General features: G+C 65.5%; 14 protein-coding genes and 1 pseudogene. 8 read left to right on the top strand and 7 right to left on the bottom strand.

Going from position 1 to position 15,317, the window contains the following annotated elements; genetic code table 11:
- Window positions 1-146: 146 nt before the first annotated feature.
- Window positions 147-1,106 (bottom strand): agmatinase, encoded by a 960-nt coding sequence (gene speB / locus BLV20_RS20810; RefSeq protein ID WP_092304359.1) that lies wholly within the window; start codon window positions 1,104-1,106, stop codon window positions 147-149.
- A 150-nt stretch (window positions 1,107-1,256) separates the two neighbouring features.
- On the opposite strand from speB, the gene BLV20_RS20805 reads away from it, so the two are divergent.
- Window positions 1,257-2,159 (top strand): LysR family transcriptional regulator, encoded by a 903-nt coding sequence (locus tag BLV20_RS20805; RefSeq protein WP_092304358.1) that lies wholly within the window; start codon window positions 1,257-1,259, stop codon window positions 2,157-2,159.
- Here the strand turns inward: BLV20_RS20805 and BLV20_RS20800 are convergent.
- The 3 genes and pseudogenes from BLV20_RS20800 to BLV20_RS20790 form a co-directional block, all read right to left on the bottom strand.
- A complete protein-coding gene (locus BLV20_RS20800) occupies window positions 2,153-4,645 on the bottom strand; it encodes a TonB-dependent receptor (protein WP_092304357.1) in 2,493 nt (830 codons plus the stop codon). The genes BLV20_RS20805 and BLV20_RS20800 overlap by 7 nt on opposite strands.
- 119 nt (window positions 4,646-4,764) lie before the next feature.
- Entirely contained in the window at window positions 4,765-5,736 is a 972-nt protein-coding gene (locus tag BLV20_RS20795; protein WP_256577847.1) for a FecR family protein, read from the bottom strand.
- Window positions 5,737-6,238: pseudogene (locus BLV20_RS20790) on the bottom strand (RNA polymerase sigma factor); the annotation flags it as partial.
- Between the two features lie 255 nt (window positions 6,239-6,493).
- On the opposite strand from BLV20_RS20790, the gene BLV20_RS20785 reads away from it, so the two are divergent.
- Together BLV20_RS20785 and BLV20_RS20780 are read left to right on the top strand one after the other, a co-directional pair.
- The gene (locus BLV20_RS20785; protein WP_092304355.1) at window positions 6,494-7,933 is read left to right on the top strand and encodes a nucleobase:cation symporter-2 family protein; all 1,440 of its coding nucleotides are present in this window, start codon (window positions 6,494-6,496) and stop codon (window positions 7,931-7,933) included.
- Between the two features lie 298 nt (window positions 7,934-8,231).
- The gene (locus tag BLV20_RS20780) at window positions 8,232-8,705 is read left to right on the top strand and encodes an LEA/WHy family protein (RefSeq protein ID WP_092304354.1); all 474 of its coding nucleotides are present in this window, start codon (window positions 8,232-8,234) and stop codon (window positions 8,703-8,705) included.
- Between the two features lie 199 nt (window positions 8,706-8,904).
- Here BLV20_RS20780 and glsB read toward each other — a convergent pair whose 3' ends face one another.
- Window positions 8,905-9,813, bottom strand: a complete 909-nt coding sequence (gene glsB, locus BLV20_RS20775; protein WP_092304353.1) for a glutaminase B — start codon at window positions 9,811-9,813, stop codon at window positions 8,905-8,907.
- Window positions 9,814-10,014: 201 nt separating this feature from the next.
- On the opposite strand from glsB, the gene BLV20_RS20770 reads away from it, so the two are divergent.
- The 4 genes from BLV20_RS20770 (at window position 10,015) to BLV20_RS20755 (ending at window position 13,107) form a co-directional block, all read left to right on the top strand.
- The gene (locus tag BLV20_RS20770) at window positions 10,015-10,914 is read left to right on the top strand and encodes a LysR family transcriptional regulator (protein WP_092304352.1); all 900 of its coding nucleotides are present in this window, start codon (window positions 10,015-10,017) and stop codon (window positions 10,912-10,914) included.
- Window positions 10,915-11,054: 140 nt separating this feature from the next.
- Window positions 11,055-12,308 carry a ferredoxin reductase family protein gene (locus BLV20_RS20765; RefSeq protein ID WP_092304351.1) on the top strand — a complete coding sequence of 418 codons (1,254 nt, stop codon included), beginning with the start codon at window positions 11,055-11,057 and terminating at the stop codon, window positions 12,306-12,308.
- Window positions 12,305-12,523 (top strand): hypothetical protein, encoded by a 219-nt coding sequence (locus BLV20_RS31795; protein ID WP_092304350.1) that lies wholly within the window; start codon window positions 12,305-12,307, stop codon window positions 12,521-12,523. Before BLV20_RS20765 ends, BLV20_RS31795 begins: the two co-directional genes overlap by 4 nt.
- 38 nt (window positions 12,524-12,561) lie before the next feature.
- Window positions 12,562-13,107: a GNAT family N-acetyltransferase gene (locus BLV20_RS20755; protein WP_092304349.1), complete on the top strand. Its 546-nt coding sequence runs from the start codon at window positions 12,562-12,564 to the stop codon at window positions 13,105-13,107.
- Here the strand turns inward: BLV20_RS20755 and BLV20_RS20750 are convergent.
- Complete coding sequence (locus BLV20_RS20750; protein WP_092304348.1) at window positions 13,100-14,020, bottom strand: carbon-nitrogen hydrolase family protein; 921 nt, start codon at window positions 14,018-14,020, stop codon at window positions 13,100-13,102. The two genes, BLV20_RS20755 and BLV20_RS20750, sit on opposite strands and share 8 nt — an antisense overlap.
- A gap of 84 nt (window positions 14,021-14,104) precedes the next feature.
- Between BLV20_RS20750 and BLV20_RS20745 the strand changes: the two genes are divergently transcribed.
- Entirely contained in the window at window positions 14,105-15,040 is a 936-nt protein-coding gene (locus BLV20_RS20745; protein WP_092304347.1) for a LysR family transcriptional regulator, read from the top strand.
- Here the strand turns inward: BLV20_RS20745 and BLV20_RS20740 are convergent.
- The gene (locus BLV20_RS20740) at window positions 15,012-15,266 is read right to left on the bottom strand and encodes a hypothetical protein (RefSeq protein WP_025809079.1); all 255 of its coding nucleotides are present in this window, start codon (window positions 15,264-15,266) and stop codon (window positions 15,012-15,014) included. The two genes, BLV20_RS20745 and BLV20_RS20740, sit on opposite strands and share 29 nt — an antisense overlap.
- Window positions 15,267-15,317 lie beyond the last annotated feature (51 nt).

Here is a 15,317-nt window from a genome sequence, read left to right as displayed (position 1 = left end):
CTTGGCGCTCGATCGCTGCCTCGCCGACTCGGCTGCGGCTACAAAGGCAGCGCGTCCGTAGCCGCTGCCGAGCCCGCGAGGCTGCGATCGGCAACGCAGTTGCCGCAAAACGCACATCTGCGGCAATCCCGCACCCGCTTTCCGCCCTACAGGTCGACCTTATGCCGCGCCGCATACAGGCAGAGCATTTCCATCGCCAGGGTGGCCGCCGCCAGCGAGGTGATCTCCGCGCTGTCATAGGCCGGGGCGACTTCCACCACGTCCATGCCCACCAGGTTGATGCCGCGCAGGCCGCCGAGGATCTCCAGCGCCTGCAGCGTACTCAGGCCGCCGCACACCGGGGTGCCGGTGCCGGGGGCGAAGGCCGGGTCCAGGCAATCGATGTCGAAGGTCAGGTACACCGGCTGCTCGCCGACCCGCTGGCGAATCGCCTCGACAATGGCCTCGCAGCCACGCCGGTGCACCTGCCGCGCATCCAGCACGGCAAAACCCTGGTGATCGTCGTTGGTGGTGCGCAGGCCGATCTGCACCGAACGCGCCGGGTCCACCAGGCCTTCCCTGGCCGCATGCCAGAACATGGTGCCGTGGTCGATGCGCTTGCCCTCCTCGTCCGGCCAGGTATCGCTGTGCGCGTCGAAATGAATCAACGCCAGCGGCCCGTGCTTGCGCGCATGAGCCTTGAGCAGCGGATAGGTAATGAAATGGTCGCCGCCGAACGTCAGCATCGCGCTGCCGCTGGCGAGGATCCGCTCGGCATGCTCCTCGATGCTCTGCGGCACCGACTGCGGCACCCCGGAGTCGAAGGCGCAGTCGCCGTAGTCGACCACCGCCAAATGCTCGAACGGATCGAAGGCCCAGGGCCAGTGGCGTTCCCAGGCGATGCCGGCAGAAGCCGCGCGAATCCCCCGTGGGCCGAAACGCGCGCCGGGGCGGTTGCTGGTGGCGGTGTCGAACGGCACGCCGCTGACCGCCACGTCCACGCCGCGCAGGTCGCGGCTGTAGCGGCGGCGCATAAAACTGGTGATGCCGGCGTAGGTGCTTTCGGCGGCGGTGCCATACAGGCTGTCGCGGGTCAGGGCCTGGTCGTTGCGGCTGGCGATATTCATGGATCGGTCCTTGTGCTGGGCGGCTGCGAACGGTGACAGAGACCTCTGTGCCGACGGCCCTCGAGGAATCTGTGGCAGCAGCTTGCCGTGGCCGATACATTGGAAAAATATCAAGCGTATTAACCTGACATTCACCCGGAGTAATGTTTGATGCTCGGCCAATTGCACGACCTCGACCTGCACCTGCTGCGCCTGTTCGCCTGCGTGGTCGAATGCGGCGGCTTCAGCGCCGCCCAGGGCGAACTGGGGCTCAGCCAGTCGAGCATCAGCCAGCAGATGGCCAAGCTGGAGACCCGCCTCGGCTATCGCCTGTGCAATCGCGGCAAGGCTGGCTTTGGCCTGACGCCCAAGGGCGAGCAGTTGCTGCTGGCGACCCGCGGCTTGTTCAAGTCCATCGAGCAGTTTCGCCAGCAGTCCAACGGCGTGGCCGGGCGTTTGCTCGGCGAGGTGCGCCTGGGCCTGTCGGAGGCGCTCGACCCAGGGGTGCTGCAGAACGTCGCCGAGGCGATCCGGCGCTTTCGCCAGCGTGACCAGTCGGTGCGCATCGAGATGATCAGCGCCATGACCGGCGAGATGGAGCGCCTGCTGTTGCAGCATCGCCTGGACCTGGCCATCGGCTATTTCTCCAGGGTGCAGCACGCCTTCGATTACCAGCAGCTGTTCAGCGAAACCCAGCACCTGTACTGCGGCCGCGGCCATCCGCTGTTCGCCGAGGCCAACCCGGACCTGCAAGCCCTGCAGCGCGCCGACAAGGTCGACCACGGCTACCGGCTGCTGAAAAACCATGAGCCGCTGTCGGGTGTTCCCGGCTCGGCTTGTTCACAGCAGGTCGAGGCGACGCTGACCTTCATTCTCTCGGGCCAGCACATCGGCTACCTGCCCAGCCACTTTGCCCGCACCTGGGAAGACCGAGGCTTGCTCAAGGCCCTGCGCCCGCAGGACCTGAGCTACGACGTGGGTTTTTATCTGGCGCGCCACCGCGCCCAGGCCCCCGGCGATGCCCAGCAGGCCTTCGAGCAAGACCTGCTGGCCGCCTTCGCCCCGCCTCAGTAGGCCATCGACCAGCTCAAGGTGTAGGTGCGGCCGCGGCCCTGGTAGTCGTACAGGTATTCCGGCCCGTAGGTCGGCGAGTAGAACAGCTTGGCGCGCTGGCCCCAGACGGTGCTGTATTGCTTGTCCAGCAGGTTCTGGATGCCGCCGCTGAAGGTGCCGAACGCCGTGTCGTGGCTGCCCAGCAGGTCGAAGGTGGTATAGCCGTCGATGGTGTGGTCGGCGTCGTCCTTGAGGGTAAAGGCATGGTTGCCTTGCAGGCGCGCACTGCTGCGGTCGCCCTTCCAGCCGACAAAGGCGGTGGATTTGGACAGCGAGGCGTACCGCGCGTCGCGCTTGATCCAGTCGCCGCTGGCGTCCTCTTCCTCGGAGCGCACCAGGTGCAGGGTGCTGCCCGCCTCCCAGCTGCTGGCGAAGTGACGGGTCAAGGCGCCTTCGAAGCCGTAGTCGCGGCTCTTCTTATCGACCACGTCGATGGTCAGGGTCGCGCTGTCGGTGGTGATGACCTTGTCCGACCAGATGTAATACAGCGCCGCCTGGGCATCCCAGTCGCTGTCCGAGTAGCGCCAGCCGGTCTCCACCTGCCGGCTCTTGATCCCCGCCAGCGGGTTGTCGTCCACGCTCAGCCCCGGTTTGCCGTAGAACTTGGCCGGGTCCGGCAGATCGAACCCTTCGCCGTAGTTGACCCACAGCTGGTGGCCGTTCTTGAAGTCGTAGATGGTGCCGAGGTTGAACAGGTTGACCTGGTAGTCGTTGTTGCCGCCCGGCACGCCCTTGAAGTCGCTGACCTCGACGTCCATCTGCTGGCGCCGGGCACCGCCGGAGACCGTCAGGTTATCGGTGGCGTGCCAGTCCAGCTGCGCATAGCCGGACAGGCCATCGACCCGATAACTGGGGTAGCGCGGCGCCTTGCTGACGGTGTCCAGGTCCAGGCCGCCGCTCTCGGACGAGGTGCGCTGGTCGAACACGCTCTGCTGGGCATTGAAGCGTTCGCGGTCCAGGTCCACGCCGTAGGTCAGCTTGAAGTCGCTGAAAGTCTTGGCGAACAGCGCCTTGAGGCTGGTGACCTCGAAGTTCTGCTGCGAGGCGGCAAAGTACACGCCCTTGGAGCCGGTGGGCTTGCCGGTGTTGTAGTAAGGGAACGGGAAGAAATTGTTGTCTTCCTTGCGGTACGACGCCTGCAGGTAAAAGTCCTGGCCCAGCACATCGTTGTGGTGGTAGTTGGCGTTGAACAGCACGCGCTTGGTGCGTGGCTCCAGGTCGGTGGAATAACCGCCGCGCAGCTCGGCGTCTTCCAGGTTCGAGGGCTTCTGGTAGCTCAGGTTGGGGAAGTAGATGGCGGTGTTGCCGTCGTTGCCGGAATCGTAGTACTGGGCCAGCAGGTCCAGGCTCTGCTGCTCGTCGAACTGCATGGCCAGGCTGCCCATCAGGTCGATGGTGCGGTTGTATTGCAGGTCGGTCTGGGTGTTGTCGATGAAGATCTGGTCGCCGCCGCCGTCATAGAAGGCTTCGTTCTTCTCCAGCGCCACGCCCAGGCGGCCGCTGATGCGCTCATTGCCGCCGCTCACCGACTGGGCGACGCGGGTGCTCAGGTCGTCGCTGTTGTTGAAACCGCTGCTGGCGCCGACCTGGGTCTCGAAACGCGCCGGGCCGGGTTCGCCCTTCTTGGTCACGATATTGATGATGCCGCCGGTGGCGCCGCCGCCATAGATAGCGCTGGCGCCGGACAGCACTTCGACGCGCTCGACGTTAAAGGGCGAGATGCTGTCGAACTGCCGCGACAATTCGCGCGAACTGTTCTGGCTGACCCCGTCGATCATCACCAACACACTGCGCCCGCGCATGTTCTGGCCGTAGTTGCTGCGGCCTTCGGGCGCCAGGTCGAGGCCCGGCACCAGCTTGCCAATGGCCTCCTTGAGGCTGACTCCGGTTTGCAGTTGTTCGCGCAGCTGGGTCTGGTCGACCACCCACACCGTGCCGGGAATCTCGCTGATGGCGGTGCTGGTACGCGAGGCGACGCTGACTTCGATCGGCTTGAGGTTGAGGCTCGTCGCCGGAGCCGCGGCGCGGCGCAGGATTACCGTGCGTGCGTCGCTGAACTGCCAGCTCATGCCGCTGCCGGCCAGCAGCGTCTGCAAGGCCTGGGTCACGCTGACCTGGCCGTTCAGCGCCGGCGCTTGCAGGCCCTCGACGTCGGCGGTGGTGTACAGCAGGTGCAGGCCGGCCTGGTCGGCGAAGCGGGTCAGGGCCAGGTCCAGCGGTTGCGCGGGCAAGGCCAGGGTCACCAGGCGCTCCTGAGCGCTGGCGCTTTGCTTGAGATCGCTGGCGCCCTGGCCGGCATCGCTGTTCTGGGCCTGCGCCAACAAGGGAGCGAACAGGCCGGCGACCACCGCCTGGGCCAATAACGTGCGGCGCACCCCATTGCCGCCGCGCTGCGCTGTCGATGCTGTGGACTTCGTCGCTTGCTTGAATGCCAACTGCTTGAACATAGCTTTCACGTGTTTCTTCCCGACCCGTTGAATACGTCAATGAGAATGATTTTCTTCTCAGTCTCACTACGACGATCTCGCCGGGAAGAACTTGCAGTGCCCCACGGAAAAAATTTTCCTCAGTGCAGCACCGCCAGCCATGGCAGGTAGGTGACCTTGAGCGGGTAGCGCTGTTCGAGGGTGCGCAACAGCCCTTGCGGGTCGTCGAGGTCGAAGACGCCACTGACCGGCAGCGCCGCCAGCTGGGTGTCGGAAATCAGGATGCGCCCGTGCTGGTAACGCTCCAGCTCGGCGATCACCTCCCCCAGCGGCCGGCCGTTGAAGATCAGTTTGCCGCGCTGCCAGGCCGTGAGGCTGGCGGCATCCACCGCCTGCTGCGCCAGCAGCGGCTGGCCGGCACGTTGTTGCAGGCGCTGGTCGGCCTGCACCAGCACCGGCGAGTGGGCACCGCTGAGCCGCACCTGCCCGGCCCGCACCACCAGGGTCAGCGCGCTGCCGTCGCGGCGCACGCTGAAGGCGCTGGCGGCGCTCTGCAAATGCTCGTCGCCGACGCTGACCACGAACGGCCGGGCCTCGGCCAACGGCTCGAACAGCGCTTCGCCGGCCTGCAAAACCACCCGGCGCTCCTCGCCCGAGTAGGCGACCGACAAGGCGCTGGCGCTGTTGAGGGTGACGACGGAGCCGTCGGCCAGGGTGATCCGCTGCTGCTCGCCGACGCCGGTGTGATAGTCGGAACTCAAGGCGGGCCACTGCTGCCAGCCGCCGTAACCAGCCACCGCCAGCACCAGCGAAGCAGCCAGGGCCGGCCAGCGGCGCCGGATCTTGCGGGGGGCCGGCACGGTGGCCGCATGCTGCCGCGCGGTAGCCGTCATGCCCAGGTCGGCCCACAGCTGTTGCGCTTCGTCCGCGGCGGCGGCATGGGCCGGGCTGGCCTGGCGCCAGCGTTGATATTCCATGCGCTGGGCGGCGCTGGCCTGGCCCGAATTGAGCAGCATCAGCCAGTCAAGGGCGGCATCTTCGAGGCTGTCCGGGTGCTCGTTCATCGGCGATTCGGTCATGGGGGCTTCGGCTGGATGGGAGGATTCACGCATGGTGATGTTTCAACCAGTCGCGGCAATGGCGCAGGGCCTGGCCGATGTATTTTGCCACCATGCTTTCGGAAACACCCAGCCGGACTGCGATCTGCGCCTGGGTCAGGCCATCGATGCGGTTGAGCAGCAAGGCCTGGCGGGCATTTTCGGAAAGTTGCTGCAAGGCCTCGTCGAGCAGCGACAAGCGTTCCGTGGCCAGCAGCGCAGCTTCCGGGGCCGGCGCCGGATCTATGGCTTCGGCGTGGTCCTGGCCGTCGCTGAGGTTGGCCGCCAGGCGCTGTTCGCGCCGCAGGGTGTCGATGGCCAGGTTGCCGGCAACGCGGAAGATAAAGCTGCGATCGTTGTGCACCGCCAACGCCTGATCGACCTTGAGCAACTTGAGGTAGGTTTCCTGGGCGACGTCGGCGGCCCGCTGGCGGTCGCTCATGCGCCGGGTCAGGAACTTCAGCAGGTCGTCGTAGTGCTCCTGAAAACTCAGCAGCAGGCTGGGCGTGGGCAACATCGCGGGCGGTCCGGGTTTCGGGGGGCGGGATTATTTCACAAGCGTAAATGAGAAACAGTATCTTTAATGCTTCGCCGAAGTTTTCCACCACGACGCTGTCAGCCCTTCTGACCCAGCCACCTTTCTGGCATCCTGCGCCTCCATTTTTCTGACCGGGTCCGCAGATTTTGCCTTACGTCCCTCCGACAGCCCGCGTCGCGCCCTTTCTCCACGTGTTTCATGCCCTATCGACACGTCATTGGCAGGCTTTTTCCCATGACCGCACCTGATCGCTCCACGCCGCGCTACAAGTCCGACCTGATCTATGGCCTGGAGGACCGCCCGCATTTCAGCGCGGCAATCTTCGCCGCGCTGCAACACGTGCTGGCAAGCTTTGTCGGCATCATTTCGCCGACCCTGATCTTCGGCGGCGTGCTGGGCCTGCAGAACGAAACGCCCTACCTGATCAGCATGGCGCTGTTCGTCTCGGGCCTGGGCACCTTCGTCCAGGCCCGGCGCCTGGGGCCGATCGGTTCCGGCCTGCTGTGCGTGCAGGGCACCAGCTTTTCCTTTATCAGCGTGCTGCTCAGCGCCGGCCTGATGGTCAAGGGGCGCGGCGGCAGCAACGAAGAAATCCTCTCGACCATCTTCGGCATCTGCTTCTGCGCGGCCTTTATCGAGATGTTCCTCAGCCAGTTCATCGGCAAGCTGCGCAAGCTGATCACCCCCGTGGTCACCGGCACCATCATCACCCTGATGGGCCTGTCGCTGATCAAGGTAGCGGTCACCGACATGGCCGGCGGCTTCGGCGCGCCGGACCTGGGCGCCGCCAGCAACCTGGGGCTGGCGGCCCTGGTGCTGCTGACCATCGTGGTGCTCAACCGCTTCAGTCACCCGATGCTGCGCCTGGGCTCGATCGTCATCGGCCTGACCCTGGGCTTCGTGGTCGCCTGGCTGCTGGGTCGGGTCGACATGGCGGCGATGCCGGACGTGCCGATGGTCAGCGTGCCGGTGCCGTTCAAGTACGGCTTTTCCTTCGACCTGATCGCCTTCATTCCGCTGGCGGTGATCTTCCTCATCTCGCCCCTGGAAGCGGCCGGCGACCTGACCGCCAACTCGATGATTTCCCAGCAGCCGGTCAAGGGCCCGCTGTACATCAAGCGCATCAAGTCCGGCCTGCTGGCCGACGGTTTCAACTCGATGGTGGCGGCGGTGTTCAACAGCCTGCCGATGGTCACCTTCGCCCAGAACAACGGGGTGATTCAGCTGACCGGCGTGGCCAGCCGCTACGTGGCGTACTTCATCGCCGGCCTGCTGGTACTGCTAGGGTTGTTCCCGGTAATCGGCGCGGTGCTGCAACTGATGCCCAAGCCGGTGCTGGGCGGCGCCACCCTGATCATGTTCGGCACCGTGGCCGTGGCCGGGATCAAGATCCTCGCCGAAGCCGGGCTGCACCGACGCAACGTGCTGATCGTGGCGATCTCCCTGGGGATGGGCCTGGGCGTGGCGGCGGTGCCGGAAGTGTTGCGCGAGCTGCCCAAGGCGCTGCACAACATTTTCGAGTCGCCGATCACCGTCGGCGCGATGTGCGCGATCCTGCTGAACATCTTCCTGCCGGAAGAATTCATGGAGCTGGAAGAAGACGAATTCGACCCGGAAGCGGCGACGCTCAAGGTCATGCAAGACCCGGATGTAAGCCCCAAGGCCAACGCCTGACCCTGCGTTTTTTCTAGGACGCTCGCACGAACTGCTGCTGTAGGAGCGAAGCTTGCTCGCGATGCCGCCATTAGCCGCACCGCCAAACCAGCGTCTGTAGGGAGCGCAGCTCGCTCGCGATGGCGTCGGCGGCGACACCGGCAGACGGCTGGCCTCAAGCACGTTACCAGGCCTGCCGGCCTTATCGCCGGCAAGCCTGGCTCCTACAAAAGAGCTACCCGGCAAACACCCCCGGTTTGTGGCGACGGCCAGGGCGCGCTAGATTCAGCACTGCCTCCATTCACGCAGAGAGCTTTCAATGCGCAGATTCCTCGGCCTCGCCCTTTCCCTGCTGTTGCTCAGCCTGAGCGCCTGCGCGCTGTTTCCCCGGCACGATCCGCTGAACATCAACGTGGTGGGGATCGAGCCCCTGCCCAGCCAGGACCTGGAAGTGCGCTTCGCGGTCAAGCTGCGCGTGCAGAACCCCAATGAAGCCGTGATCGACTACAACGGCGTGGCCCTGGACCTGGAAGTCAACGGCCGGCCGCTGGCATCCGGAGTCAGCGACCAGGCCGGTAGCATCGGGCGCTTCTCCGAGGCGGTGCTGGTGGTGCCGGTCAGCGTCTCGGCCTTCGCCGTGCTGCGCCAGACCCTGGGCCTGGGCCAGACGCAAAGCCTCGACAACCTGCCCTATGTGCTGCGCGGCAAACTCGCCGGTGGCGCGCTCGGCACCCTGCGCTTCGTCGACAAAGGCCAGTTGAGCCTGCCCAAGACCGCCAACTTCACCTGGTAATCGCACGCGCAGCGCTCGCAAAACCAACCGGCACGCTTATCCAGGCAGATCGTGGACTCAGGCTTTGCGCTTGCTACGCAACCGAGCGCAGCCTCGCAGGCTCGGCAGCGGCTACACAATCACCGCGCCCCTGTAGCCGCTGGCGCAGCCTGCGATCGGGTGCGCAGCACCCGCAACCGGCCGCAATGCTCCCGCCCCCCTAGAACACCGACCAGCCGATGCGCTGGCTCAGCAACTCCAGCGCCGCCATGCCCACCAGCGAGTTACCCGCCGCGTTCAATTCCGGCGACCACACGCATACGGTGAACTGTCCCGGCACCACCGCGACGATGCCGCCGCCCACGCCGCTCTTGCCCGGCAGGCCGACGCGGTAGGCGAAGTTGCCGGCTTCGTCGTACAGACCGCTGGTGGCCATGATCGAATTGACTTGCTGGGTCTGGCGCGCCGTGAGGATCTGCTCGCCGCTGTGCTTGCAGAAACCGTCGTTGGCCAGGAAGCAGAAGGCCCGTGCCAGGTCGACGCAACTCATGCGCAGCGCGCAGTGGCTGAAGTAGCTGCGCAGCACCGCCTCGACGTCGTTGTGGAAGTTGCCGAAGGACTGCATCAGGTAGGCCATCGCCGCATTGCGCGCGCGATGCTGGTATTCCGAATCGGCGACGCGGCCGTCCACCAGCACCTGCGCATTGCCGGACAGGCGCCGCACGAAATCGCGCATCGACAGCGTCGGCGCCGCGAAACGCGACTGGTTGATATCGCAGATCACCAGCGCCCCGGCATTGATGAACGGGTTGCGCGGACGGCCGCGCTCGAACTCCAGCTGCACCAATGAATTGAAAGGCTGCCCGGAAGGCTCGTGCCCCAGGCGCTGCCAGATCGCCTCGCCGGAATGCCCGATGGCCTGCACCAGGCTGAAGACCTTGGAAATACTCTGCACCGAGAATGGCGTATCGGCGTCGCCGGCGCTGAAGACCTGGCCATCGTTGCCGTACACGGCAATCCCCAGCTGGTTGGCCGGCACGTCGGCCAGCGCCGGAATGTAGCTGGCCACTTTGCCCTGGCCAATCAGGGGACGGACCTCGTCGAGGATCTCGTTCAACAACGCTTGCATGTTCAGACTCGCACTCCCTGCCCCGCACCGCTGCGAAGCTATCGCTGCTAGACGCGCCCCGCCGCGTCGAGAACACAGTTATCGCGAGGATCCCCCGCGCGGGAGAAAAACCGCGGATGACAATCGCCCGCGGACCGCGCTTTTTTGATCGGGCAGAGCCGCAGCTGATAGGCTTTCCCCTACATTCGACAGGGAGCGCACATGGATCTCAACGCCGCCAGGATGTTTGTCAGCGTGGTCCAATGCGGCAGCATTTCGTCCGCCGCCAACCTGCTGCAATTACCGCTGGCCACCATCCGCCGGGGCATTCGCGAACTGGAACGCAGCCTCAATGTGCAACTGCTGGAACGCTCCGCCCGCGGTACCCGGCTGACCGCCGCCGGCAGCCAGCTCTACAAGCACGCCAGCCGGGGCATCGAGGCCCTGGCCGAGGGCGAACAGGCTGTCAGAAATGATCGACTGCACTTGCAGGGCCACCTGAGCGTGTCGGTGCCCGCCGCATTCGAGAGCTGGTGGAAGCTGCTGGCCGAATTCCAGCGACGCCATCCCGAAATCCAGGTCGCGGTCTATATCAGCGAACGGGGCCGTGAGCGCGAAAGCGACCTGGCGCAAGACGGGGTCGACGTCGCCTTGCGCGCCGGGCCGCTGCTCGACGAGGATCGCCCGGCGCGCCTGCTGGGCAGCTACCGGCATATGTTGGTCGCCAGCCCCCTGCTGCTGGAACGCCTTGGCACCCCGCAAACGCCCGCCGACCTTCGCGGTTTTCCCTGTGCGGTGTGGTCGCGCAATGCCGATGCCCGTCAGCAGTGGCAGTTGGGCGACCAGGCCTACAGCCCCGATCCGCTGTTCGCCGCCAACGATTACCTGCACCTGCGACAATTGGCGCTGACCGCCAAGGTGGTCACCGAATTGCCGGCTTTTCTCGCCGCCGAAGCCGTGCGCGACGGTCGCCTGCGGGCCGTGCTGCCCGAATTGCCGATGCCGGAGCAACAGCTGCACCTGCTGTATCCGGCCCAGCGCCCACCCTCGAGAATCGTCCACGCCTACCTGGACTTCGCCCAGGCCTGGCTGGTGGAAAACCCCTTGCCCTACCCGCATTGAGCGGGCGCTGATACAGGTCAGCTCGGTCCTACCGCCCGCCGGTAAAATAGCCCCGCTCCGGCTGCGCCACTTGCCGCGCAGCCCCGACTTATCCTGCGCGCCGATGCCTGCATCGGCGCCTTATCTTCAGAGGTGTCCCCTTGAAAACATGGCACGCGGTGCTCGGCGTTTTGCTGATCACTACCTTTACCGTGCTGCTGGAAATCCCCAGCGATACCTGGCTGACCAGCGCCACCCTGAGCCTGGTCCTCGGCGCCACGGCGCTGGCCTATATGGCCTTGTCCTGCCTGCTGGCCAGCCGTTGGCGCTGGGTCGAGCGGCTGTTCGGCGGCCTCGACCGGGTCTATGAAACCCACAAATGGCTGGGCATCTGGGCGCTGGCCGGCGCCAGCTTTCACCTGGTGTTCAAGGCCAACCTGGATGCCTGGCAAAGCGTGCCGATCATCGAGCTGTCCAAGTACTGGACGCGCATGGTGCGGCAATTGAGCTACGTCGCCCTCGGCCTGATCGTGCTGCTGGCACTGAACCGCAACATTCCCTACGGCCAATGGCGCTGGTGGCACAAGCTGTCCGGGCCGCTGTTCGCGATCGTCATCCTGCACTGGTTGAGCTTCAAGTCGCCGATTGCCCTGGATAAACCCTCGGGCATCTGGCTTACCGCACTGTGCGGCCTGGGTCTGCTCGGCGCCTTGTACAAGCTGCTGCTTTATCCGTTGCTGGCCAAGGCCGGCGAATACCGGGTCAGCAAGGTCACCCTGGAAAGAAATTCCCTGCACCTGGAACTGACCCCGCTGCATCGCGGTTTTGCCTTCAAGGCCGGGCAATTCGCCTTTCTCGCCATGCGCGAAAAAGGCCTGCGCGAACCGCACCCCTTCACCATTGCCAGCGCCCACGCCAGCGACGGGCGCATCGAATTCGTGATCCGCGCCCTGGGCGACTACACCCAGAAGCTGCGCCAGCAGGTCAAGGTCGGCATGCTCGCCGACCTCTACGCGCCCTATGGCCGCTTCAAGCGACGGCTCGATGCAGGCCGGGAAATCTGGATCGGCGGTGGCGTCGGCATCTCGCCCTTTATCTCGTGGCTACAGGATGCCGCCGCCGGGCGCTTCGAGCAGGCGACCCTGGTGTATTGCTACAACCCGTCACGGGCCTTCCCCAGCGTCGAAACCTTGCAAGGTCTGGCCGAGCAACGCGGGGTGGACTTCATCGGCCACACCGACGGCGCCGATCGCCTGGGCGAAACCCTGCAACGCGCCGCCCGCGAAACCGATCCGCAACACATCCACATCAGCTTCTGCGGCCCCAAGGGTTTGCTGGCGCGGGTCAAGGCGTTGATGCGCGAACAGGCGATTCCCGAGCGCAACCTGCACTACGAGTTCTTCGAGTTTCGTTGAACCCTTTCAAGTCCGACGCGGCGCACGCAGCATTAGCCGCACCACCAGCGCCAGGGCATTGCCAGCGCCGACATTCCCTGGTGTCGGCGCTGGACGACTATCAGGTCGACAGCGGCAGGTTCACGGTGCTCAGGCCCCGCAGTCGACATCTGCCGCCGAAACTGCGAGTGTTCGTCGACTTTCTCGGCGAACGCCTGGTGTTGGGCGGACGCTGAAAAAAACAGCCGACCCACACAAGGAATGTGCCGCGAACATGAAGCCGCCCCCCACCCTCTACACCGAACGCCTGATCCTGCGCCCGCTGGAACTGGCCGACGCCGAGGCCATCCAGCAGCAGTTTGCGCAGTGGGAAGTGGTGCGTTATCTCAACGCTCGGGTGCCTTGGCCTTATCCTGCCGATGGGGCGCTGAGCTATCTGCGCGACCTGGCGTTGCCGGCCGTCGAGCGCGGCGAGGAATGGCACTGGTCGATCCGCCTGAAAAGCGCGCCCGAGCAACTGATCGGCAATGTCAGCCTGATGGACGAAGCCGACAATAACCGCGGCTTCTGGCTGGCCCCGGCGTGGCAGGGCCAGGGCTATATGAGCGAGGCCAGCGCGGCGGTCACCGAGTATTGGTTCGAGGTACTGGACCGTAAGGTCATGCGGGTGCCCAAGGCCGCGCCGAATTTGGCCTCGCGGCGGATCTCCGAACGCACGGGCATGCGCCTGGTCGGCAGCGACGAAGACGACTTTGTCTGCGGGCGATTGCCTCGCGATCTCTGGGAAATCACCCGCGAAGAATGGCGTCGCCTCAGATGAAACGCACGCCAGCCTTGGCCCGCTCGTCCACCGTCAGTTCGAACACGTCCGGGCGCGCATAGTGGCCGACCACGTCGTAGTCGTAGCGCGCCCGCACCAGCTCGGCGGTATCGATCTGCGCCGTCAGCAGGCCGGCGCGTCCCACCAGCGGCCCGGCCAGGACCTCGCCCATCGGCCCGACAATCACACTGCCACCGGCGATCAACGGGCGCTCGGTCGGCCAGTTGGCAATCTCCAGCCCCAAGGCCTGCGGTGACGCCTGCACCTGGCAGGCGCTGACCACGAAGCAGCGGCCCTCATGGGCGATGTGGCGCATGCTGACCTGCCACATCTCACGCTCATCCACCGTTGGCGCGCACCAGACCTGCACGCCCTTGGCATACATCGCGGTGCGCAGCAGCGGCATCATGTTTTCCCAGCAGATCACCGCCCCGACCCGGCCGACCTGGGTGTCGAACACCGGCAGGGTCGAACCGTCGCCCTTGCCCCAGATCAGCCGCTCGGTGCCGGTGGGCATCAGCTTGCGGTGCTTGCCCACCAGGCCGTGCTGCGGATCGAAATACAGCGCGGTGCAATACAAAGTGCTGCCGGCGCGCTCGATCACCCCCAGCACCAGATTGGCCCCCGTGCGTGTGGCCAGGCCGGCCAGGGCCTCGGTTTCCGCCCCCGGCACATCGACGGCGTTGGCGAAATACCGGGCAAACGCCTCGCGGCCTTCCGGCAGGCGATAGCCGAGCTGGGTGCCGAACCCCTCGCCCTTGGGATAACCGCCGAGCAAGGCCTCGGGCATCACCACCAACTGCGCGCCGGCCTCGATGATGGCGGCTTCAAAGGAGAGGATCTGTTCCAGGGTATCGGCCTTGCCCCCTGGCAGAGAGCCGATCTGCAACGCGGCGACAACGGACTTGGACATTGGGAAACTCCTGTGGCGGTGAGGTGTTGCCCATTGTCCGGCGCTCGCCGATCATGCAGAAAGCCCACTCTGATACTGAATGATATGAACCAGATGAATATCGCCCAGGTCGATCTCAACCTGCTCAAGGCCTTCGAGGCGCTGCACGACGAATCCAGCGCCAGCCGCGCCGCCCTGCGCCTGGGTGTCACCCAATCGGCCATGAGCGCGGCGCTGCGACGCTTGCGCGAGCTGTACGGCGATCAGTTATTCGTGCGCACCGGGCGCGGCCTGGCGCCGACGCTGCGGGCCAACCAGCTCAAGCCGGTGGTCAGCGAGGCGCTGAACAAATGTCGGCAAAGCCTGGCCATGGTCGATCCCCAGGCCAGCCATTATCAGGGCCGCTCGGTGGCGATCGGGCTGTCGGACGATTTCGAGATTGCCTATGGCCGGCGCCTGATCGAGGAAGTTGCCCGGCGAGCGCCAAAGCTGCGGCTGATCTTTCGCCAGAGCCACAGCCAGATCGTCGGCGAAGCGCTGTTGCAGCGCAGCATCGACCTGGCGATCAGCGCCGGCGGCTTCGCCGAGCGCATGCTCAGCCGGCAAGTCTTGGGGGAAGGTGCTTACCTGTGCCTGGCGGACCCGGCGAGCCTGGCCCCGGGGCAGCGGGCCATCGACCTCGACGAGTTCGTCGCCCGCGAGCATGTGCTGGTGTCGTCGCAAGGTTTTATCGGGATTACCGACGAGGGGCTGGCGGCCCTGGGGCTGAGTCGCCAGGTCTGCGCCTCGACCACGCATTTTGCCGCGCTGCCCCATCTGCTCAAGGGCAGCCAAGCGGTGGCGACCATTCCGGCCCATGCCGCGCGCAGCATCGCCGAACTCACTGGGCTGGCGCTGCTGCCCTGCCCGCTGGACCTGCCGCGCTACCCGATCGAACTGGGCTGGCGCACCAGCGCGCAGATCGATCCGGTGGTGCTGAAAGTACGCGAGGCGATTGTCGCCAGTTTCGAAGCTACTTGTTCGCCGCCATCAGGCGGTTGACTTCACTGCGCACCATGTTGGCGTATTCCGGCGGCGACATGCCGTCGAGCTCGGAGCGTACCCATTCGGCCCATTTGCCCTTGCGCTTGCCGCGCTCGCCGAACAACCGCGCGGCCTCGCCCTTGGCCTTGCCCAGGTTGCTCTGCCACAACTCGAACAGACGGGACTTTTCATCTTCGATCTCTGCGCGCTCGGCGAGAGTCTTGTTGGCCAGATTGAAGCTCATGGGAATTTCCTGCTGCGTAAAATAGCCGCCATCTTACACTGTGACGGCCGG

Source organism: Pseudomonas sp. NFIX28, assembly GCF_900107395.1.
In the GTDB taxonomy this organism is placed as follows: domain Bacteria; phylum Pseudomonadota; class Gammaproteobacteria; order Pseudomonadales; family Pseudomonadaceae; genus Aquipseudomonas.
This window is presented reverse-complemented; position numbering and strand designations above follow the sequence as displayed.